This is a genomic window from Achromobacter sp. DMS1, from assembly GCF_001270295.1.
Window position 1 is genome coordinate 43983 of the sequence record NZ_LHSJ01000010.1, and the last position, 20940, is coordinate 64922.

Annotated in this window: 17 protein-coding genes and 3 pseudogenes; 7 read left to right on the forward strand and 13 right to left on the reverse strand. The window is 63.1% G+C overall.

Features of this window, described 5'->3' with window-relative positions:
• Nucleotides 1–36: 36 nt before the first annotated feature.
• From AD428_RS02390 to AD428_RS02435, 10 genes and pseudogenes are all read right to left on the reverse strand, one after another.
• Nucleotides 37–1162, reverse strand: a pseudogene (locus AD428_RS02390) (HipA domain-containing protein); the annotation flags it as partial.
• Nucleotides 1163–1745: 583 nt separating this feature from the next.
• Entirely contained in the window at nucleotides 1746–2873 is a 1128-nt protein-coding gene (locus AD428_RS02395) for an ABC transporter ATP-binding protein (RefSeq protein WP_152967960.1), read from the reverse strand.
• Nucleotides 2874–2887: 14 nt separating this feature from the next.
• The gene (locus AD428_RS02400) at nucleotides 2888–3652 is read right to left on the reverse strand and encodes an ABC transporter permease (RefSeq protein WP_235488864.1); all 765 of its coding nucleotides are present in this window, start codon (nucleotides 3650–3652) and stop codon (nucleotides 2888–2890) included.
• 59 nt (nucleotides 3653–3711) lie between these two features.
• Complete coding sequence (locus tag AD428_RS02405) at nucleotides 3712–4554, reverse strand: ABC transporter permease (RefSeq protein WP_053244026.1); 843 nt, start codon at nucleotides 4552–4554, stop codon at nucleotides 3712–3714.
• Nucleotides 4555–4569: 15 nt separating this feature from the next.
• The gene (locus tag AD428_RS02410; protein ID WP_160318542.1) at nucleotides 4570–5616 is read right to left on the reverse strand and encodes an ABC transporter substrate-binding protein; all 1047 of its coding nucleotides are present in this window, start codon (nucleotides 5614–5616) and stop codon (nucleotides 4570–4572) included.
• 56 nt (nucleotides 5617–5672) lie between these two features.
• Complete coding sequence (locus tag AD428_RS02415; RefSeq protein ID WP_053244028.1) at nucleotides 5673–6734, reverse strand: ABC transporter substrate-binding protein; 1062 nt, start codon at nucleotides 6732–6734, stop codon at nucleotides 5673–5675.
• The gene (locus AD428_RS02420; protein WP_200907979.1) at nucleotides 6731–7687 is read right to left on the reverse strand and encodes an amidohydrolase family protein; all 957 of its coding nucleotides are present in this window, start codon (nucleotides 7685–7687) and stop codon (nucleotides 6731–6733) included. The genes AD428_RS02415 and AD428_RS02420 overlap by 4 nt, the downstream gene beginning before the upstream one ends.
• A 32-nt stretch (nucleotides 7688–7719) precedes the next feature.
• Nucleotides 7720–9444 (reverse strand): M28 family peptidase, encoded by a 1725-nt coding sequence (locus tag AD428_RS02425; RefSeq protein ID WP_053244029.1) that lies wholly within the window; start codon nucleotides 9442–9444, stop codon nucleotides 7720–7722.
• A gap of 3 nt (nucleotides 9445–9447) precedes the next feature.
• Nucleotides 9448–10482 (reverse strand): phosphotriesterase family protein, encoded by a 1035-nt coding sequence (locus tag AD428_RS02430; protein ID WP_053244030.1) that lies wholly within the window; start codon nucleotides 10480–10482, stop codon nucleotides 9448–9450.
• Between the two features lie 82 nt (nucleotides 10483–10564).
• Nucleotides 10565–11272, reverse strand: a complete 708-nt coding sequence (locus AD428_RS02435; protein ID WP_082308215.1) for a FadR/GntR family transcriptional regulator — start codon at nucleotides 11270–11272, stop codon at nucleotides 10565–10567.
• A 175-nt stretch (nucleotides 11273–11447) separates the two neighbouring features.
• On the opposite strand from AD428_RS02435, the gene AD428_RS02440 reads away from it, so the two are divergent.
• The 5 genes from AD428_RS02440 to AD428_RS29210 all read left to right on the forward strand — a co-directional run bounded on the left by AD428_RS02440 (nucleotide 11448) and on the right by AD428_RS29210 (nucleotide 15255).
• On the forward strand, nucleotides 11448–11870 hold the full coding sequence (locus AD428_RS02440; protein WP_053244032.1) for a DJ-1/PfpI family protein: 423 nt from the start codon (nucleotides 11448–11450) through the stop codon (nucleotides 11868–11870).
• A 27-nt stretch (nucleotides 11871–11897) separates the two neighbouring features.
• Entirely contained in the window at nucleotides 11898–12578 is a 681-nt protein-coding gene (locus AD428_RS02445) for a type 1 glutamine amidotransferase domain-containing protein (protein ID WP_053244033.1), read from the forward strand.
• Entirely contained in the window at nucleotides 12575–13726 is a 1152-nt protein-coding gene (locus AD428_RS02450) for a C45 family autoproteolytic acyltransferase/hydolase (protein ID WP_053244034.1), read from the forward strand. Before AD428_RS02445 ends, AD428_RS02450 begins: the two co-directional genes overlap by 4 nt.
• Nucleotides 13713–14507 carry a thiamine pyrophosphate-binding protein gene (locus tag AD428_RS29205; protein ID WP_369798673.1) on the forward strand — a complete coding sequence of 265 codons (795 nt, stop codon included), beginning with the start codon at nucleotides 13713–13715 and terminating at the stop codon, nucleotides 14505–14507. Before AD428_RS02450 ends, AD428_RS29205 begins: the two co-directional genes overlap by 14 nt.
• Nucleotides 14508–14634: 127 nt before the next feature.
• Entirely contained in the window at nucleotides 14635–15255 is a 621-nt protein-coding gene (locus AD428_RS29210) for a thiamine pyrophosphate-dependent enzyme (protein WP_369798675.1), read from the forward strand.
• Between the two features lie 12 nt (nucleotides 15256–15267).
• Here the strand turns inward: AD428_RS29210 and AD428_RS24250 are convergent.
• Both AD428_RS24250 and AD428_RS02465 read right to left on the reverse strand, forming a co-directional pair.
• Nucleotides 15268–16164: pseudogene (locus AD428_RS24250) on the reverse strand (HipA N-terminal domain-containing protein); the annotation flags it as partial.
• Nucleotides 16145–16351: a helix-turn-helix domain-containing protein gene (locus tag AD428_RS02465; RefSeq protein WP_369798676.1), complete on the reverse strand. Its 207-nt coding sequence runs from the start codon at nucleotides 16349–16351 to the stop codon at nucleotides 16145–16147. The gene AD428_RS02465 and the pseudogene AD428_RS24250, both read right to left, overlap by 20 nt.
• Here AD428_RS02465 and AD428_RS29215 point away from each other — a divergent pair.
• Together AD428_RS29215 and AD428_RS02470 are read left to right on the forward strand one after the other, a co-directional pair.
• Nucleotides 16295–16453, forward strand: a complete 159-nt coding sequence (locus AD428_RS29215; protein WP_369798677.1) for a hypothetical protein — start codon at nucleotides 16295–16297, stop codon at nucleotides 16451–16453. The genes AD428_RS02465 and AD428_RS29215 overlap by 57 nt on opposite strands.
• Nucleotides 16454–17207: 754 nt before the next feature.
• Nucleotides 17208–20495, forward strand: coding sequence for a DEAD/DEAH box helicase (locus AD428_RS02470; RefSeq protein ID WP_082308216.1), 3288 nt, complete (start codon nucleotides 17208–17210; stop codon nucleotides 20493–20495).
• Here AD428_RS02470 and AD428_RS02475 read toward each other — a convergent pair.
• Nucleotides 20483–20785 (reverse strand): annotated as a pseudogene (locus AD428_RS02475) (helix-turn-helix transcriptional regulator); the annotation flags it as partial. The gene AD428_RS02470 and the pseudogene AD428_RS02475 sit on opposite strands and share 13 nt — an antisense overlap.
• Nucleotides 20786–20940: the final 155 nt, after the last annotated feature.

Below are 20940 nucleotides of genomic sequence, written 5' to 3' on the forward strand. Positions count from 1 at the left end.
CGGCGTGTTGAACAGGCGCTGCGCCAGACCTGCGCCTCACGCCTCCATTCTGCCCAGCGCCGCCGCGGCCTGCTCGAGCCCGCCCAGAACGGTATCGGCAACACGCGGAGAAAAGCCTGGCGGCAAATCCGCCCGCGCCTCGGCAATGGCCGCCGGCGTGCGCGCAAGAATCTCCTCGATAAGCGGTTCGGCCGTCGGGCCATAACCCACCTGCTGAGCCGTGCTGTTGAAGTGCCGCCGCTGGATGCCGTGCATCTCGTAATGCCGGTTCTTGCCGAGCAGGGCCATTGCCAGCCTGACCTCCTGCGGCGACCATTGATCAGGGCCGTCGCCCAGCACCGGATACGCCGACATCACGTCATACAGCCGCGTCAATCGAAAGCGGCCCCTCGGCAGCAACCGGATGCTGAAATTCTTGGCGTGGCCGTCCGGCGCGCGCAGCAGCCAGAACAGCACCTGCGCGGCCATCAGCGACTTCATGTCGGCCTCCGCCTTGACCGACTGCCGCAAGGTGGAGAACAACGCCTTCAGCCCCGGGCCGCCCTCATTCTCATACTTGCGCAACGGGGAACAACCCTCGACCTGGCAGAAATCCTCCTGCGGCAGCCGCATGAGCCATTGCCCGTCCGGCGCCACGCGCCGATCGAAACGCGCCACCACCAGCACGCGCTGCCTGCCGAACGTCTCGATATGGGCATCCGCGACATCCAGCCCATATGCCCTCAGCAGCCTCAGGCACAGCCACTCGTTGTCCACCGACGTCGTGAAATCCGCCCGGCGCCCGCCCACCAGGCCGAGCGGGAGCTTGAAAATATGGCTCGTCGGCGTGGCGCGCGCGCGCCAGCCACTGCCCGTTCCACCGCAGCAAAGCCATCTTCTCCTGCGCGCCCGCCAGCGAAATGCGGAAGTCCGCGTCCGGGTCACGGCCCGCCGCGAAAGCCTGCGGCGACACCGTCTCGACCAGATGCCGTTCGATATCCTCCTCGGACAGCGGCACCCCGTCGATGCGGTCAACATCCCGCGGCGTCTCGTCCTCGCCCAGAAGCTGCACCGCCCCCACGCAATCGCGGCCAATGGCCGACAGCAGATCGAACGGCTCCGGCGAGCGCGTCCTGAATCGCTCCGCCACGCGTCTTCGGATCGCATCGCTGTCGGGGAGGAGTTCGATCAAGAGCAAGAGATCACGGGTGGCGATCTTTTTCTTTGCATCGATAAGCCATTCGCTTTGCACCAATTGGTCGGGCGGTTGCTTGTAGAACATCAGCGACAAGATGCAGTTCGTGCAAGCCTGCCCTGCATCCTGACGCGCAGGATGTTGGCGTCAGGAGCTTGGAAACCCCTCGATGCCCGGAACGCCGCATGAAATCATGCTTTCCAGATAAGATTATTACCGTCAAAGACCGACCGGCCTCAATGGTAAGCAGGAAGTCTGGATCGACTTCCGAGGGCTTACCGTCGGTTCTGTCGCAAAACCGTTTTGCTGGCCGCGATAGCCATCGATAGATGGCGCGACGCACTTACCTGTAAATCAATACGTTACGACAGTTTTTCGATAATCGGCGACAGCCCCCGAAGGACGTCGAGTCACTTCCGCTCGATCATCAGCACTCTCGCAGACCCGCATAGTCAAAGGGGTTTCGATGATTGACATGGGCCACTACCATCGCTTTTACGGTCATCCGACAGGAGCTTTTCCTGGCAGGAAAGATAGAGCTTTGAGAGGCACCGCCGACCTCAGGCTGTTTCTAACCCGCCAACACGTACGCCTGTTCATGCGACCAACTCATCGCCAGGCGTGCGCCAGTGTGCACCAGGCGCGTATCAAGGTTGACCGCCATTGCCTTGACGTTCTGCTGCCCGACCTTGCCGTGCACCAGCGCCCTGTCGCCAAAGTTCAGCACGCTGCTTACGGTGAACACGCCTCTCTCCTGGGCAGCATCCCGCAATGGAGCGAACTGAATAGCCTCCGGCCTCACCATGAGGTGCGCCTTGGCGCCTGCAGAGAGGTTGCTCGACGTAGCCCGAACCGCCCCCAACAGTTCGCTATGAACGCGGCCCTCGTCCGGATCGTCGATCACGACGTCGAACAGGTTGCTGTCCCCGATGAAGGTGGCGACAAAGCGAGTCGCCGGCCGGTCATAGACCGTCAGCGGAGCGTCGAACTGCTCGATCTTGCCCCGATTGAACACGGCTATACGGTCCGACATCGCCATCGCTTCGCTCTGGTCGTGCGTGACGAACAAGGTAGTCATCCCCAACTCGGTATGCAGCCGCTTGATTTCCAGTTGCATCTGCTCGCGCAGGTTCTTGTCGAGCGCGCTCAGCGGTTCGTCCAGCAACAGGACGTCAGGCTCGAATACCAGCGCGCGCGCCAGGGCGACCCGCTGCTGTTGTCCGCCCGACATCTGCGTGGGCAGTTTTTCAAGCTGTCCAGATAAACCCACGCTGGCCAGGGCCCGCTTCGCGCGGTCCATGGCATCCTTGGTATTGAGCCTGCGCATGCGCAACGGAAACGCGACGTTTTCCTGGGCTGTCATGTGCGGAAACAACGCATAGTTCTGGAACACCACGCCGATATTGCGCTGGTGCACGGGCACGCTCACCAGCGAGCGGCCATTGATGCTGATGTCTCCTTCGCTGGGCGCCTCGAATCCGGCGATCATCGACAACGTTGTCGTCTTGCCCGATCCGCTGGGCCCCAGCAAGGTGACGAACTCTCCCTTGCGTATCTGCAAATCCACGCCGTCCACCGCACGGCCTTGGCCATCGTAGCTTTTACATAAGCGAGAGACACACAAGTAACTTGACTGCGGCGTGACGCAGGCGGTCTGTGCCTGGTGTACCGCCGGCGCGGCCATGGTAAATGCGGACATGTTTTCCCCCTGGGTCAACTATAGGAATTCGAAATATTCGCGGTCCCCGATGGCGTGGTCGCGCGCTGGCGAAGCCGGACGGATCGGTAGTGCTTGGACGCCGCATAGAGAATGGTGAACAGCAACACCGCCGCCAACAACAGCGCAGACACGACCGACATCACCGGATCCGATTCCATACGCAAGCTTTCGAACATCTTTCTGGGAAGCGTGGGCACGTCCCGTCCGGAGATAAACAGTGCGACCACCGCCTCATCGAAGGAATGTGCGAAGGCGAACAAGCCGGCCGCCAGAAAGCCTGGGCGCAATATCGGAAACGTGACCAGCCAAAATGTCTTCATGGGCGCAGCACCCAGGCTGCGGGCCGCGCGCTCGAGATTCACATCGAAGTTCTTGAGGTTGGCCTCCAGGATGAGGTAGGCGATGGGCACGCACAGACAGGCATGGGCCAGAATCACGCCCAGGTATGTCTGGGTCAGTTTCAGACTTCCCAGGTAAAGGTAATAGCCCAATGCCATCACGATGTTCGGGACGATCAAGGGAAGAATCACCAACGCCCGTCCCAAGGCGCGTCCCCTGAAGGGATAACGCACCAATGCAAACGTGGCGGGCACGACCAGCAACAACGTCAGCAGCGCCGTCGCCACACCGATCAACAGACTATTGGCGGTGGGCAGCAGCCATGCGTAGTCCGAAAAGTACGCCGCGTAGTGTTGCAGCCCGTAGCCCGGCGGCGGGAAGATCAGCGACGCCGAGGTGCTGAAAGACATCGGCACCACGATCAGCAAGGGAGCTCCAACGAGCACGACCAGGGGAACAGCTAGCCAGTACATCCATCTCATTTCTTTGCTCCCCGGCTCTGTCGAGCGTCGAACCACCAGCTATAGAAGCCATAGAGCAATAGCGTGACCAGAGTCAGCACGACCGCCATCGTGGAGGCATCGCCGAAATTCCCCATCTCGTCCATTTGCTGTCCGATCACGCCGGCTATCATCTGCTCGCGCGGCGACCCCAGCAGGACGGGAATGACGTAAAAGCCCAGGCAGATAATGAAGATCATGGTGCAGCCATTGATCACGCCGGGCAGCGTCTGCGGAAAGAACACCTTGCAAAATGCCGTCCAAGGGCGGGCACCCAGGCTGCGGGCGGCGCGGACATACACCGGGTCGATCTTCTTCATGACCGAGTACAGCGTAATGGCCATGAGCGGAACCAGAACATGGACCATGGCCAGGGTGGAACTGAACCGCGTGAACAGCAGCTCCGGTGGCGAGGACCAGCCCAGCGCCCGCATGACTCCCAGGATGGGTCCGTTGTTGCCCAGCAGGATCATCCAAGCGTAGGTCCGCACCAGAAAGCTGGTCCAGTAGCTCAACGCGACCACCAGGAGCGCGATGTTGCCGTATCGACGCCGGGCGCCCGCCATGAAATAGGCCAGCGGATAGCCCGCCAGCAGGCAGCAAAGCGTCACGATGCCCGCCGTCGAGAACGTGACTCCCAGCACGCGCCAATAGAACGGATCGGAGAAAAAGTTGCGATAGTTGTCCAGGCCGGGCTCGGGATCCGTGAAGCTGAGCGCGAATACTTCCGCCAGCGGAAACAGGAAGAAAACGGCAAGGAAAACCAGCAACGGGGCCAAGAGCAGATAGGGTAGCGGCCGGGTGGCGGGGTGACGGTCCATGCTCCATGCCCTCCTTCAGCGCATGACCCAGCGGTCGAATCGCTGGTTCAATTCCTGCAATTGCGGCGTGAGCTTGGCGAAATCCTGCTGCACGGTCTTGGCGTAATTCTCGGGATACGTCGGCATGTAGCGCGCGGCGTCTTCCGGAATGTGGGCGAATACCCGCTGGTCGATCGGACTGTAGTCCGCATCCATGCAAAAGCCGGCCAACCGCTCCGCGCGCAGCGCCGAAGCGATGAAACGCCAACCGGCTTTCGCGCGCGGCGACCCTTTGGAGACTACCCAATAGGCCTGGTCGATCTGGGCCTGGTTCCATACGATTTCGATGGGAACCCCTTCCTTGGCCATGTGCACGGCACGTCCGTGCCAGATGCCCATGGCGGTGACTTCGCCATCGCGCAGCAGTTGGTATGACTGCTGCCCCTGGGTCCACCAAACTCGGATGTCGGGCTTAATACGGTCCATCGACGCAAAAGCGCGGTCCAGGTCCAGGGGATAGAGCTCGGCGGGCGCAACGCCATCGGCCATGAGTCCCAGCGGCAGTACCCTGGCGGCATAACGCTGCAGGCTGCGCGTGCCGGGGTAGGTTTTGACGTCCCAGAACTGGGCCCAGTTCTGCGGCCCTTCTTTCAGTTTGTCTTTCCGATAGGCGATCAAGGTGGCGAAAACATGCGAACCGATGCCGTTGCCGAGGCGCTGGCCCGGCGCCAGCGACGCCACGTCCACGAGGCTCTCGTCTATGGGTTCGATCAGGCCGGCGCGCTCGGCGCGTATGAGTTCCGAACCGCTAATGGCCGTCACGTCGAAGTCGTAGACGCCCGTCTTCGCCTGGGCTGCCAGCCGCGCATAGGAAACGGGTGAGACAGTCCGTATCGGGATGCCCGTTTCCTTGGTGAAAGGATCGAACAGGTGCGCCTGCGCAGCCCTGTCCCAGATCCCGCCCCAGGTATTGACGAACAAAGGATCCTGCGCGCGCGCCGTGGACACGTAGGGCGACAGCGCCATGCCCAGCGCCGCGGCGCCCAGACGCTTGACCGCCGAGCGGCGCGCGGGATCGGCCAATGTACTTTGTGTCATGATGGTACCCCCTCGAAATAGGTTCTTTTCTGCTTTGTGGCTCAGCGCATTACCCAGCGGTCGAACCGGCTGGTCAGAGCATTGAGCTGCGGCGCCAGAGCGGCGAAATCCTGCTCGATGGCTTGGCGGTAATTGGCGGGATAGGTCGGCATGGCTACCGCGCGCGCCTGCGGGATTTGCTCGAACACTCTTGGATCCACCGGGCTGTAGCCGCCCAGCATGCAGAACTGCGCTGCGCGTTCGGCGCGCAGGATGGACGCGATGAACCGCCAGCCGGCCTTGGCCCGGGGCGATCCCTTGGATACCACCCAGAACCCGCGGTCTATCTGCTGCTGGTTCCAGGTGAAATCCACCGGCGCGCCATCGCCCATGAGCTGCTGGACCCGGCTGTGCCACATCCCGATGGCGCTCACCTCGCCGCCGCCGAGCAATTGATACGACTGCTGGCCTTGCGACCACCATGTCCGTATGCTGCTCTTGATGCGGTCCAGGGAACCGAAACCCCGGTCCAGATCCAGCGGATATAGATGATGGGTGTCCGCACCGTCGGCAACCAGGGCCAGGGGCACGACCCGGGCGGCGTAGCGCTGCAGGCTGCGCCCTCCGGGAAACTGCCGCGTATCCCAGAACTCCGGCCAGGACTGCGGCGGCTGCTGGAACTTGTCCTTGCGCCAGGCGATGACGGTGGAGAAAGCCATGACCGCGACACCGCTGCCGATAACCTGCCCCGGCGCCAACGATTGCACGTCGATGATGCTGGTGTCTATGGGTTCCAACAGGTCGGCATCGATGGCCCGCATCAACTCGCTGCCGCCGATTTCCGTAACGTCGAATTCGTATACACCCGTGCGCGCCTGCGAAGCCAGGCGAGAAAAGGAAACCGGGGAAACCGTGCGGATGGGAATCCCGGTATCCCTGGTAAAAGGCTCGAACAGGCTCTGCTGAGCGGCCTTGTCCCAAGGACCTCCCCAGGTGTTGATATACAGCGGCTCGGCGGCCCGGGCGGGCCTGGCCCAGGGCGCCGCTGCGAGCGTGGCCGCGGCTGCCGCTCCCTTCAAGAGGCTGCGCCGGCTTCGGGAATCGGGAAAAATGGCTTTGCTCATGCCGGCACTCCCTTCCGAAGCGCGCGCTCGCTCCTGGCGGACAATCGCGGGAACAGGGCCTGCGCATTGCCGCGCGATATCGCCTCGCGCTGCGCCCCGTCCAGCGGACAAGCGTCCAGCAGGCGGGTGAAATGGTCCACCCGGCTCGCCGAGGCATGCGGAAAATCGCTGCCGAACGTGATCTTGTCCGGATCCGCGAAGGCCAACAGACAGGCAAGCGCATAAGGGCTGGAGGACAAGGCGGTGTCGAAGTAGAAGCGGCGCAGGTTCGCCAGACCGGCCTCGTGGTTTCCATCGGGGGAACACTGGCGAGCCATCCGTTCGGCGGCATAGGGCAGGAATCCCCCCGCGTGCGACAGGATGATCTTGAGATCGGGAAAACGCTGCATGTACCCGGCTCTCGCCATGTTGATCGCCGCGCGCGTGGTATTGAGCAAGAAGTCCGCCGCGTGACCTGGTATGCCGGGCAGCTCCGGCGCCGGAAGCTCATTGGGGTGCACCAGCACGACCGCCGCCCGGCGGTTCAGCTCCATCATCAAAGGATCCCATGCGGCCTGGCCGAGATAGGCATTGCCCACGTTGCTCATCAGCACCACGCCGTCCGCCCCCAGCACGTCCAGCGCGTATACCGCCTCTTCGATAGCCCCATCCACGTCCGGCAAGGTCAGCGTGGCGAAGAAACCGAAACGGTCCGGCCGCGACGCGACGACGTCGGCCGCGTAGTCATTGACCTCTCGCGCCTTGATGCGCGCCTCGCGGTCGTCGCCCAGGTGCACACCGGGTGTGGACACGGAGAGCACGGCCGAAGCAATACCCTGGCGGTCCATCAGTTCCAGGGCAATCGCAGGCGACCAGCGCGGATGCGGCATACCGGGTATGCCGTTATCGGTCAACCACGCCGCGTAGGCGGCGGGCACAATATGCTGATGCGTATCGATGCGGGCAAGCGTCACGATGGATTTCCTTGGATTGCCAGCCCCGAAACTCAGAGCACGGCCTCGATGATCTGGAGCGCATCCCGCGCCGCGTCGGCCACGCGGTTCCGGGTGCGCCAAAGCCCGGTTTCCCGGCACCACCGCAGCGGGCCAGGCTCCAGCGCCTGCCATTCCTGCAGGTCGTGCAACCCGGGCAACAGCGTGCTCTGGGCGGTCAGGCCGTAGGGATCATGGCCATAACGGCCGCAGGCGCTGGACTCCAGGTTGATCAGCAGGCGGCTAAGCCGCTTTTGCGCGTCGTCCAGCCGCTCGATACGGCCGTCATGGGGGCGGTCGTTGCAGGCCTGGACCGCCTGCGCCAAACCGCCGGCCCTATCGGCCAAGCGGTCCAGGCTGGCGGCCAGCGGCAATAATTCCAGGGTGTCGTCCGCTCCCGCCAAAGCCCGCAGGCGTTCGGCCAGGCCGAGGGCTACGTCCGAGAAGTCGAAGGGCAATAGCGGCAGCGTGCACAAGTCCCAGAGATAAGACGCGTAGGCATGCATATGCCGTTCCAGGCTGGCGAAATCGACCTTGTCCAGCGTGTTGCTGGCCGTGTGGTGCCACCAGCCGAAAGGCGCATTGGCATTGGCGCTCAACACCTGCGGCGAATACGAGGCCAGCCCGGCCAGCATGGGTATGCCCAATCCGAAGAAGGAAGCATCGCCAATCTTGGTGGAACGGCGCCAACTGCGTTCGGTATCCGGGAAAAGCCGGGCATCGCAATCCTGGACATAGCGGCGCAGCTGCGTATTCGAATGGCTGCTCCAGCGCGTCGCCCCAAGGCAGCCGGGCTGGTCGATCTGAAGATAAGCCGCGGCGTGATCGCGCAGCCTCTCCCAATTACGATCCGCATAATGCGCCGAACTGAGCATCCCTCCCGTCTCGTGTCCTTCCCAGAAGGCGAAGACCAGCCCCCGGCGCAGCTCGGCGCGCTGCGAGCCGAACAAGCGCGCCAGTTCCAGCAGACAGGCGCTGCCCGTGGCATTGTCCGTCGCCGACGGCCCTTGCCAGGAGTCCTGGTGGCCTCCGGCGATGACGAAATCCTCGCCCTGCCCGCCAAGCTCGCCCACGGTGTAATGCACGGTGCGCCAGCCATTGTCGGGTTGCACATGCAGGCGCAGCGCCAGCGGCCGAGCCTTGAGCCTGGCCTGCAGATCCAGACCGTCGCGGCGGGAAATTCCGGCCGCTGGCAAGGCTGACTCCAGGTCTTCCATGTCATGTTGGCTGGCGGGATTGCCCCAGATGCTCTTGACGGACCCATAGGGCAAGGCATCGCCCGCGTCGCTTCCCCAGTTGATGGTAATGAGGCCGACGGCGCCCGCCGCGCGGGCAAGCCGGTGCTTCTCGGGACGCGAAGGCGGCAGGCCCAGATCGACCAGCACAATCTTGCCAGCCGCTGCCGCCCGCTCCAGCTCGCCGGGCGTGCCGCCGCCGGCGTAGACGACTTCCGCCAGCAGGCCGGCGGATGGCGTCTGGCCGCAATGCGCGCACGTCTGCAATACGTACCGCAGGCCCTCCCCCTCCAGGCGGGCGGGACCCGGCACGCTGACCAAACCCGGCGTCGCCACCACGCGCGCATCGACGCCCGCCTGCGCCAGGCGATCGGCGCTGTAGCGCGCCATCTCCTCGCCCGCGTGCGTGCCGGCCAGGCGGGTGGGGATGCGCAGGCTGATGTGCTCGACATCGCGGCGCAATGCCGCCATATCGATCTGCTGGAGCAAGCGCAGGCGATCCATGGGTCAGAACGCCAGCAGGCGCTTGGGGTTGTCCACCAGCATGGTATCGAGATCCGCGCTGCGGAATCCCTTCTTCTCCAGGCGTGGCAGGAAATCGGTGTAGAGGTAGCCCATCTGCACCTTTTCGTTGAGGAGTTGCGGATTGAGTTCCGTGGATCCGCCGCGCGGATTGAAGAACCAGCGGTCGTAGGTAATGACCATCCGGTCCAGATAGCCGTCGCTGGCCAGGTCGCACATCAGGTTTGCCAGTTTTTCGTCCAGCTCGTCCGTATTGCCGTGCCGCCAGGGGATGCCCATGTGGTCGATCTGCACCGTCGCGCCCCGGTCGCAAATGTCCTTGATCTGTTGCAGCGAGCCGTTGACGAAGGCGTGGCCGATGATGATCTTTCCAGGGTCTGCGCCCTCATCCGCCATGAGCTCGATCTGGTCGATGCCGGGATTTCCGACGGTGTAATCGGTAGGGTCCGTGTGCGTATTCACACAGCAGCCCAATGCCTTCTGCGCGCGGCCGGCGCCGCGGATGGCGCGCTCCTCGAACTTGCCCACGCGGCGCCCGCTGGGCCCGATGGGGCTGGGCCGAGGGTCGATGCTATCCATGCCGGTGGCCACTTTGATGATGCCGGCCTTGATGCCGGTCTTGGTTCCGGCAAACACCATGCCTTCGGTGATGTCGCGAATGAAGAACTCGGCGAACTCTTCAATGGATTGCGTGCGCCACCAGTAAGGCAGGCCCAGGTGCTCGGGGAAGAAGCCGGTGGTGCCGATGATGTTGCAACCCGATTTCAGCGCGACATCGTGCATCAACTGTGGATGGCGGCCGACCTCGCAGGGAGTCAAGTCGACCATGGACGTGAAACCGTAGTCCCGCACTGCCGCGCCCAGTTCGGCCGCGATGCGCTCTGTGGTTTCGGCCAGATCGAATGCACAGCGATGGTCGACTTCGGACCCCGGAGTGCTGTAGAGCAGATGCTCGTGAGTCAACGTTCTGCCGAGGAAGGACGGGTCTATGTCACCCGTGACGGTACGGACGATGGCCATGCTATCTCCTGCGAGTTTGATCGGAAGACGAAACCGGCAGCCGCCCTTGCGCCACCGGGAAAGGACCGTCCCGGGCTTGCTCCTAGCGTGATGGGGAAGCGCCGGACGGCAGTAAAGAAAAAGAGTTGTCCGCTGCATTCACGTGTGCGGCCATGGCGCGGGCGGCCGCCTCGCCATCCCGCTGCAGAATCGCCTCGTAGACCGCGCGATGCTCCTGAACAGCCGCCGACCTCCGGCCCGGCACCGTAGCCGCCGCGCGCGAATGTTCCTCTAGCACCGTGCGCAGTTCCTCGATGAGCTTGACGAATAGCGGGTTACCGGTGGCATGGGCGATGGCCACGTGAAATGCGACATCCAGCTGATTGCGCTTGTACGCATCTTCTTCGGTTTCCATCGCATTGACGATCTCGGCCAGCGTGCCCAGGTCGGCCTGCGACCGGCGTTCCGCCGCGGCGCGCGCCGACGGCACCTCCAGGCAGCGGCGCACCTCATTGAGCTGCTCCGGCGTGTACTGCCCCATCAGCATGGGCGTGGCGACCGTGCGCGAGGCTACGTAACAACCGCGGCCGTTGAGCGTCTTGGTCAATCCGAGGGCCTGCAGACCCACCAAGGCCTCGCGGATGACTGGCCGGCTTACGCCAAAACTGCGGGCCAGGTCGTTTTCGGACGGCAGCTTGGAATCCACCGCCAGCTTGCCCGTCTCGATCAGCGTGATCAGCCGAGCACGGACATCCTGTGCGGCACTGCGCTTGAGGACGGGGGCCAATTCCAAATCATCTATGAGTTGCATATCTGTATAGCTGTATGACAGTTGTTGGAAGAATTCTAAATGTCGAATTCAACAAAAACAATAGAGCCTAGTGTTTTCACTAGGTTATAGCAAAACCAGCTATCTGGAGATTGCCAATTTCTTCACTCGACCCTACCATGCTGTATTACAGCATTACAACAATGGAGAGGAAACGATGACTCAATCCAGCAAGAAGGTAGAAGTGTTGCTGCTTCCTGGCTTCCAGGAACTCGAATTCTGGTATCCGGTGCTGCGCCTGCGCGAAGCCGGCGTCGGCGTGAGCGTCGTCGGCCGCGATGACACGCAAACCGTTTTCAGCCGGCTGGGCTATCCGGTCGTCGCCGAACAGGCGAGCGACAGTGGCTCAGGCGATCTGCTGATCGTCCCCGGGGTCGTGGGAGAGCCGGATGCCGCAACGCGCGACCAGGCGCTCTCCTCGATCCGCGCGGCCCGCGCCCGGGGCGCGCTCATTGCAGCCAGCGGCAGTTCGGTGGCCCTGCTTGCGGAAGCTGGCGTGGATACGGCCAGGGCCATCACCGCCGCCGGCGTGGACGACATGCCCGCATTCATGCAAACCGTGCTGGCCCGGACCTGCTAACCACTGACCGATTGACATAGGATCGCCATGAATCTCGCTCAAGCACAAATTGCCGTTCTCGCCGAACACCAGTACCAGGAACTCGAACTCTGGTACCCGCTCATGCGGTTGCGCGAGGCCGGCTGCAACGTCCTGGTCGTCGGCCCTTCCGATACCCAGGTCTACGGCAGCAAGCTGGGTTACCCCATCGTCGCCGATCTGGCCGCCGAGGAAGCCGATCCGACGGATTTCGATGCCGTGGTCGTCCCCGGCGGCTTTGCCCCCGAGGGCCTGCGGCGCAACCCCGCCATCGTCAGCCTGGTCAAGGGCATCCACGACCAGGGCGGGCTCGTCGCCGCCATCTGCCACGCCGGCTGGGTTCTCGCAACGGCCGGCATTGCCCGAGGCCGCAATCTGACATGCGTCTCGCTCATCAAGGACGACGTCATCAACGCGGGCGCCAACTACATCGATCAGCCTGTCGTACAGGACGGCAACATCATCACCTCCCGCCTGCCGGGCGATCTGCCCGAATTCGGCCGGGCCATCGTGGATTACCTCGCCACCCATCCGTCCACCCGCAGCAGCAACCACCCACTGCGACCCAGCCGTTCGCGCGGCTTCGCCAGCGCGGCCTACGAATCCCCCGCCAAGGTCGTCATGACCGCCCGCGGCAAGGCTTCGGCCAACTACATCATGACGGTCGTCTCCGAGGGAGACGGCAAATGAATGCCCGCGAAGAAACCGGCTTGCCGCGCATCGTCTTGCGGGGATCTCCCTACGAGCGCGGCTTGCGCTACGGCCAGTTGGCGTGGGACCGGATACGGCGATCCATGGCGTTCTACGGTGAAGTCTTCCGGCACCATGCCGGCCTGTCCTGGGAAGACGCCATCCGCATTGCCGGACGCTATCGACCTTACATCGCCGACTTTTCGCCCGACAGCCTGCTCGAAATGCAGGGAATCGCCGAAGGTGCCGGCCTGACGGCCGACGACATCCTCGTGCTGAACGCGCGCAGCGAGCTGATGTTCTCTTCCGCCACCCGCCCCACCGCCGCGGCCGCCGGCGAGTGCACGTCTTTTGCGGTCCTGCCCGATACGACGGCAAATGGGCACACTTACGCGGGGCAGAACTGGGACTGGATCCCCACCGCGATGGAAACCGCCGTCGTACTGGAGGTGCACCGCGACGACAAGCCCAGCTACGTCACGGTGGCGGAGGCAGGCCACTTGGCGAAGGCGGGCATGAACGACGCGGGCCTGGCCGTTTGCACCAACACCCTGGTGTCCAACCTGGACGGCGACCGCGTCGGCGTGCCCTATCACATCGTCCTGCGCTCGCTGCTCGACGCGCCGACCATATCGGCAGCCACACGCCTGATTTATGCCGCCCAACGCGCGTTTTCCGCCAACTACCTGCTAGCCCACCGCGACGGACTGGCCGTCAATATCGAAACAACATCCGGCGATGCTCGCGGCGTCAGCACGCGCCTGCCCAAGGACGGCCTGCTGGTCCATACGAATCATTTCGCTGCCGACGACTTCAAGCAATACGACATACGCGTCAACCTTTATCCAGGCAGCCTGTTCCGCCTGGACGACGTGCGGCGCAACCTGCGGCGGGAAGGACGAGCCATAACAATCGAAGGAATCCAGCACGCCCTGCGCAGCCATCACAACGCGCCAGACTCCGTCTGCTGGCACCCCGACACTGCCAAGCCGGCGCTGGATCGTAGGGCCACCATTACCTCCATCATCATGGATCTGGACGCGGGCGAATTCCTTTTCACTGCCGGCCCGCCCTGTTTCTCCGACTACACCTCGCTGCGGGTAGGAGCGCACTCCGCCGAAAAGGAAAGCTCCCATGAACGGTGCTGAAAGCCTGGTCCGCTCCCTGCTCAACTGCGGCGTAAATACCTGCTTCGCCAATCCCGGCACCAGCGAGATGCACTTCGTCGCCGCCCTGGACCGCGTTCCCGGCATGCGTTGCGTGCCGAGCCTGTTCGAAGGGGTTGCCACGGGCGCGGCGGATGGCTACGGCCGCATGCTGGACAAGCCCGCGGCAACGTTGCTGCACCTGGGCCCCGGCCTGGCGAACGGGCTTGCCAATCTGCACAATGCGCGGCGCGCCGGCACGCCTGTCGTCAATATCGTCGGCGAACATGCGTCCTGGCATCTGACCGCCGATGCGCCCTTGCACACTGATATCGCCGCGTTGGCGGGGCCCATGTCGCGCTGGGTCCATACGTCGGCGGGCAGCCTCCAGCTCGGGCAGGACGCGGTCGATGCCGTGCATGCCAGTATGGCCAAGGGCGGCCAGGTCGCTACACTGATTGCCCCGGCCGACGCGGCCTGGCAACCCGGCGCCGTCGGCGGCAAGCTGGAACCGCCCACCTGCGCGCGCCCCCGGCCGAGGCCATCGGTGCTGCCGCGCGGGCGCTGCTCGCCCCCGGCCGCAGCATGCTCATGGTGGGTGGACGTGCGCTTCGTGCGCCCGCCCTGGAGGTCGCCGCACGCATTTCCGCGCTCACGGGGGCCCGGCTGGCCTGTCCGACTTCCAACGCCCGCATCGAACGCGGAAGCGGCCGTGCAGCGGTGGAGCGGATGCCCTATCCGCTGTCGCGCGCAATGGCATTCATGCAAGGCGTCGAGCGGCTGATACTGGTCGCGCGCGCGCACCTGTAGCGTTCTTTGGCTATCCGGACGGCCCCAGCAGCCTGGTCCCCCCCGGATGCCAGGTCATTGAATTGGCCAATACGGACTGCGACCTGCTTGCAACGCTCGAATTGCTGGCGCAGCGCCTGGATGCACGGACAGCTCCGCTCCACCCGGCCTCCACAGCGCCGGCGGAAGGCGAGCCGCGCTGGGATCCCGACGGCATCATGCGGACTGTCGCCGGCCTGCTGCCCGACCAGGCCATCCTCGTGGACGAGGCATTGACGTCGGGCCATACCCTGTTCCAGCACACCGTCCACGCGGCGCCGCACGATCACCTGCAATTGACAGGCGGCGCGATCGGCATGGGGCTGCCCGTCGCAACCGGCGCGGCCGTGGCATGCCCCTCTCGCAAAGTCATATCGCTGGAAGGCGATGGCAGCGGCATGTACACGGCGCAAGCGCTTTGGACCCAGGCACGTGAACGGTTGAACGTGCTGACGCTGGTTTTCGCCAATCGCGGCTACCAGATCCTGCGGGGAGAAATGGCCGGCATGGGCGTCTCGACCCTGGGCCCGCAGGCCAGCCGCATGCTGGACATCGAAGACCCGGAACTCGATTGGGTCGGTCTGGCCAATGCCATGGGCGTCGAGGCGGCAACAGCCAGTTCCATTGCGCAACTGCGCGGATTGATGCAGAGCGCCCTGGCGAAGAGCGGCCCCTTCCTTATCGAAGTCCGTCTCAACAGATAATCCGCTTGCCGGGTTCCTGCCGAGCAAGGCCATCGCCAACTTGATTTCATACGGCGACCACTGGCCGGGACCATCGCCCAGCACCGGACGGACCGACATCACGTCACACAGCGGCGTCAACTGGAAACGACCGCGCGGCCGAAGCTGGATGCTGAAGTTCTTGGCATGGACATCGGGCGCGACGCGCCGCTCGAAGCACTCCACCACCAACACGCGCTGCCGGCCGAAAGTCGCGATACGGGGATCGGCCACGGCCAACCCATGGGCCTTCAGCAATTGCAGGCAGCCATTCGTTGTCGACGGAAGTGCTGAAGTCCGCCCGCCGCCCGCCCATCAGTCCGAACGGCAGCTTGACGATGTGGCTCGTCGGCTTAGCGCCTTGCGGTACGAGCCACTGCCCCTCCCACCACAGGAAAGCCGTCTTCTCCTGCACACCGGCCAGCGAAATGCGGAAATCCGCATATGGATCCCGCCCTGCGGCGAGACGGTTTCGATCAAATGCCGCTCGATGTCTTCTTCGGACAATGGGACGCCCTCAATACGGTCGAAGCCCTCCGGTTCCTCGTCCTGTCCCAACAGCTACACGGCGCCCACGCAATCGCGTCCGACGGCCGCCAGCAGATCGAACTGCTCTATCGATCCCGTCTTGAATCGCTCGGCCACGCGCCGGCGGATGGCATCGCTGTCCGGCAGCAGGTTGTCGAAATAATTGGCGACCTTCTCGCCCCTGAGCGGCAGGTTCTGCAGCTTGAACGGCAGCGACAACGACAGCGGCCGACCGATGTCAGCGCCAACCCAATCCACGTCATATTGCAGTTTCATCTCTCCGCGAACAGGAATCGTCCATCGGCCGACGCGGACGCCGTTGGCCCAGATAGACAGGCTGCGGCTATGCGATCGACGCCCCATGTCGCCAACCCGTGCTCGGCCCGGTAGACACCGCGGCGCTACCCCGGGTCCCAATGGCCAGCTCCAGGCCAAGCGCTGCGCACCATGCAAGGAGTTGCTCCACGCTCAGCTCGCGGGCATTGAGCTCCAAATGGGAGACTCGCGACTGGCCCAGGCCGACACGGGCAGCCAGCGCCGATTGGGTCAGCCCCTGGGCCTTGCGCGCAGCCTGGAGTACCGCAGCAAGCTGGATGGCGGTGACCAGGGCATGGGAGGTCGGCGTCATGGCGAATACCCGAAATTCAGTTAAACGCGAAATATCTGCAAAATAGATAATTGTGAAATAATTGAAACATAAATATTCTTTTGACAACAGATCTTAACAGACCCGCATAACCGGCAGCATTATTCCCCGCTGAAAATCCATGACCGATACGCTCCAATCCCTCAGTCAACAACAACGCGAGTTCGCGAAGGCACGCGATTGGGAGCAGTTCCATTCGCCCAAGAACCTGGCAGCGGCGGGGAAATTGTTTGCGCTGGAAGGTTGCGGCCATGCAGCCCAAGGCGCAGCCGCGCCCTCGCCAGGATTCACGACAAGCCAAGGACGCACGGGCCGCCTGTCCCGAATGGAGACCTGGCCGACTCGGCATCCCCGCATGACGGCGGCACCGGCTTGCGCCCTGACGCGGGCCAGGCCAGCACCCCAACGACAGACGAGAACGCCCCTTGCCGCAGCGCGCGGCAACCTGTTTGAGGCGCGGCGTGGAAGCTCCATAGGAGAGCGAGGCCGGGTGGCGTGTCGGTGAACCGTCCTTCGTGACGTACAGGCGGCGAACCAGCAGCATCGAAGACGGCAGGCACATGCACAACCCAATTCAGAGAGTCACGGCAAGAGTGAGCGCTCCTACCATCGCCGTGACATGCGATTATTCAGGGTCTGCGTACTCTTGATACTCAGGGCGTCAAGTTTGACACGCCAATGCCGCTTCTATACATCGAGTTGAACGTCGGATCTCGCCCATCGCTGAAGAGATCCGAATGGCCATTGAGGGGAAGAAATATTGAAGGACCAAGAGAGCATCGTCCGTTATTGGCATGCCGTCGAGTTGCTGCAACCACAATCGGCACCCAAGCTGAAAAAACGTAGCGGCCGATACGAGGCGTTCATCCACGACACGCCCATCCGGCGCCCCATTGTTCCGTGGGTAGCGGAAAGCGTCGTCAGCAAACAGGGGCTGCCCAAGAGGCGCGTATGGAGCCATACGCTTTTTGCCCATCTGTATGACAGCCGCCTCGTGGCCAACAAGCTCAGCGAAGTCTATGGCGCCGATCAAGGCTATCGAGAGCCGCAGTTCCGTGAGTCGGCGCTGTTTGCGGCAAAGTTCACCATGGAAGGTTGGCTGGTCGATAACAGCTTCGTGCTTTCCAGCGAAGCGTGGTTCCTGGGTCGGGTACTGACCGGAAAGGACTGGACCCGAGGATTCGAGGGCGATCAAAAGGCCATCGGCGACCACGCGAAGACGCTGCTCGAAGGACAGGTGTCCAGCAACGCTTTGCGCGAGCTGACCCGATGGATTCTCCAGTTTCTCGGCGTAGCTGACTTCTTTGGCGACATGGATCGCCACCGATTTCGCTTTCGCTCTCAGCCCGTGAATCCCGACAAGCCCGAATCGGAAGACGATCCGCTCAACAGTTTCCTGCTCGATGATCTTGCCGATGTCGCCGACAACATCAGCGAGGGCGTGCTAAGTGAACCGTTGGATCAGTATCTGCGCCGGCACGATCCCCAGCCGCGTTTGCATGTGGACGATCACCGCGCATCGCTGCCGCTGATCGACCGGCTGATGCCGGATGTCTATGCCAATAGCTGCTGGCCCACGGAGCATCACCTGGGCCTCGTGCATTCCCAGCAACTGGCCGTCAACACGATTCTGTCCACCCTGGCCAATGGACAGGGGTTACTAGGCGTCAATGGCCCACCTGGCACCGGAAAGACGACCCTATTGCGCGATTTGATTGCCGCCATCATCACCAGTCGGGCCGACATGCTTGCCACCTTGCGCCGTGCCTCCGACGGGTTCGTGAGCAACGGACGCGAAGCGGCCAACGACGGTGGCAAGCAGCAGGCGTGTTTCAAGCTAAACCCGGCGCTGTATGGCTTCGAGATCGTGGTTGCTTCGTCCAACAACGGTGCTGTGGAGAACGTCACGCTTGAATTGCCCCAGCGTGACAAGATCGACGAGAGCTGGCTGCCCGAAGCCGAGTATTTCGCTGAGTTAGGGGAACTGGTTGCCGGCAAGCCCGCCTGGGGGCTGATTTCGGGCCCATTGGGCAGCAAGACGCGACGGACCAAGTTCGTGGCGCGTTACTTCTATGGTCAGCGCCCCTCCGGCAGCGAAGGCAAGGCTGACTCGGCAGCCGAACACGATACCGACCTCGAATCTGATGCGGACATCGACAACATCGTGGACGGCCTGTTCTCCGACGCCCCCGCAGGGGCGGAGAGCGATGACGACAGCGGCGATCAGGACGATGGGACGCCGCCCGAGACAGAGAAAGGACCAAAGGGTTTCCAGGGGTGGCTCGGCGCGAAGGCCAAGGTCAACGCAACCCGTTCTTCGGAGGAACGTCAAGCCTTATGGCAACAAGCCGTCTCTGAGTACGAAGCGGTCAAGGCGGAGGCACGCAACGCATGCTCCGATGCCAATCGCATCCGTGAGCTGATCCAGGCTATTTGCCAGACCAGGGGGACGATTGCCGATAAGTCCAAATCACTTCACGAACTCGGACAGCAACTGACCGATGTGGTCAATCAGCTCTCGCGCTTGGATGCAGAGGAAAGCCGTCCCGCCAACATGGCACTCAAGCAGTGCCTGGACGCACTTGCGCAACATCAAGCCCGCAAGCCGGGTTTCTTGGCGAACCTGTTCAGCCTGTGGAGAACTCAGCGCGACTGGAATACAACGCAGACGTTGCTGGAAGGTCAGTGTGATCTGGCTAAGGCTGAGTTCGCGCGAATCGCCCGCCTGACCAAGCAACTCGACGCATCGAGGGGGAGCTTGGAAAAGCAGATCGCCGATGCGCACCGTGCGCTTCAGCAGTCGAAGGACAAAGAGCAAGCCTTGACGCGCGACGCCACCGGACTGGCAAGTACTTGCCGGGCCGATCACCTGCTCGCGTGGCTACAAGGTGGTGTCATCGGTCATGGCAATGCCATTGAGTTGGCTGAGCCTTGGCGTATCGAAGGTTGGCGGCAAGCACGTGCGCGCGTGTTCATCCAAGCACTAAAGCTCCATCAAACGTTCTTCGAGTTGGAGGCATCCCGGATGCGTTCTAACTTGCGTCTCATCAACGATCTGTTGACAGGCTCGCGCTACCAAGGGCTTTCACGAGATGCCATTCGCTCGGCGTGGGCTTCACTGTTCATGGTTGTGCCGGTACTGAGCAGCACCTTCGCATCGTTCGCCCGTTCATTTGGATCTTTGGGCGCCGGCGAGATCGGCTGGTTGTTAGTGGACGAGGCCGGCCAAGCTCCACCTCAGGCGGCGGTGGGGGCACTGTGGCGGTCCCGCCGTGCGTTGTTGGTGGGAGACCCACTGCAACTCAAACCCATTGTCACCGTATCCGATGCGGTGCTGGAACACATGCGCACACGCTACCGTGTCGAGCCACATTGGCTCCCCAATCATCAGTCCGCTCAGACGCTGGCCGACGAAGCCACCGCGTGGGGGCGCATGGCGGGACCGGCCGACAGCAAGACCTGGGTGGGACTGCCGCTGGTCGTGCACCGTCGCTGTGACAGGCCCATGCACGAGTTGGCCAACCGCATCGCCTATGACGGAGCGATGGTGTACGGAACGATGGCGCCGCGCGCGGACAAGGAAACGCGCGCCAGTCTGCCGACGGGTTGGATACAAGCCAGCGGTCCATCCGAAGGAAACTGGGTGCCCGCCGAAGGCCAGGCGCTACGCGAGTTGCTCGCGCTGTTGCATGAGGATGGTGTTGCCGCCAAGGATATTTCGGTCATCACGCCCTTCAAGGCGGTCCAGCAAAACCTCAAGCGCATGCTTGGCAGCAAGATGGTGTCCGGCACGATCCACACCATGCAAGGCAAGGAAGCACCGGTCGTCATCATGGTGCTAGGCGGCAATACGGAGGGATCAGGTGCTCGCAACTGGGCGGTATCGGAGCCCAATCTCCTGAACGTTGCGGCTACGCGCGCCAAACGGCGCTTCTACGTGATCGGCGACAGAAACGACTGGAAGCACCGCGCCTTGTTCTGCGACGTCATGGATCTGCTACCGCCTCAGAGAGTCCCGGCACGCGAACAAGTTCCGCTCAGCGAGTAACCGCCCTTGGCCTGCAGCCACGCCAACACGTCGGCCAGATGCCAAATCGACGCGCTGCCCTCATGCACCGGCGCCGGGAAGCTGCCTGGATGGGCCAGCATCAGCTTGCACATGTTCTGCCGCGACACGCCGACGATTTCGGCCACATCGGTCAACCCGACGAGATCCGGCGCCACCTCGATCAACCTAGCCGACGGTACGGCGCTGCGCACGTCGGCCAACGCGCTGCGCACCGCCGTGTCCGCGCTGTCCGCTTCTCGGGTGAACTCCAGCGCCAGCCGCCCCGGCTGGCTGAAGCGTAGAGAACTCCGGTTTCCCAGACTCTTCCGGGTGAACAACCTATTGAAACATCACACTTAGGCTTGAGATTGCGCAGTGCGGTGTCGGTGAGCATCGAGGTTTTCCTCCTGTTCGTGACGGCTTTTACCGTCAGGGGCCAGGAGAC

Excerpts from the sequence above, each read along its gene's own strand:
- AD428_RS02425 (WP_053244029.1), bottom strand. The coding sequence starts at position 9,444 with ATGGATCGCCTGCGCTTGCTCCAGCAGATCGATATGGCGGCATTGCGC.
- AD428_RS29205 (WP_369798673.1), top strand. The coding sequence starts at position 13,713 with ATGAACGGTGCTGAAAGCCTGGTCCGCTCCCTGCTCAACTGCGGCGTA.
- AD428_RS02395 (WP_152967960.1), bottom strand. The coding sequence starts at position 2,873 with ATGTCCGCATTTACCATGGCCGCGCCGGCGGTACACCAGGCACAGACC.
- AD428_RS02415 (WP_053244028.1), bottom strand. The coding sequence starts at position 6,734 with ATGAGCAAAGCCATTTTTCCCGATTCCCGAAGCCGGCGCAGCCTCTTG.
- AD428_RS02440 (WP_053244032.1), top strand. The coding sequence starts at position 11,448 with ATGACTCAATCCAGCAAGAAGGTAGAAGTGTTGCTGCTTCCTGGCTTC.
- AD428_RS29215 (WP_369798677.1), top strand. The coding sequence starts at position 16,295 with ATGGGAGACTCGCGACTGGCCCAGGCCGACACGGGCAGCCAGCGCCGA.
- AD428_RS02445 (WP_053244033.1), top strand. The coding sequence starts at position 11,898 with ATGAATCTCGCTCAAGCACAAATTGCCGTTCTCGCCGAACACCAGTAC.
- AD428_RS02405 (WP_053244026.1), bottom strand. The coding sequence starts at position 4,554 with ATGGACCGTCACCCCGCCACCCGGCCGCTACCCTATCTGCTCTTGGCC.
- AD428_RS02435 (WP_082308215.1), bottom strand. The coding sequence starts at position 11,272 with ATGCAACTCATAGATGATTTGGAATTGGCCCCCGTCCTCAAGCGCAGT.
- AD428_RS02430 (WP_053244030.1), bottom strand. The coding sequence starts at position 10,482 with ATGGCCATCGTCCGTACCGTCACGGGTGACATAGACCCGTCCTTCCTC.
- AD428_RS02450 (WP_053244034.1), top strand. The coding sequence starts at position 12,575 with ATGAATGCCCGCGAAGAAACCGGCTTGCCGCGCATCGTCTTGCGGGGA.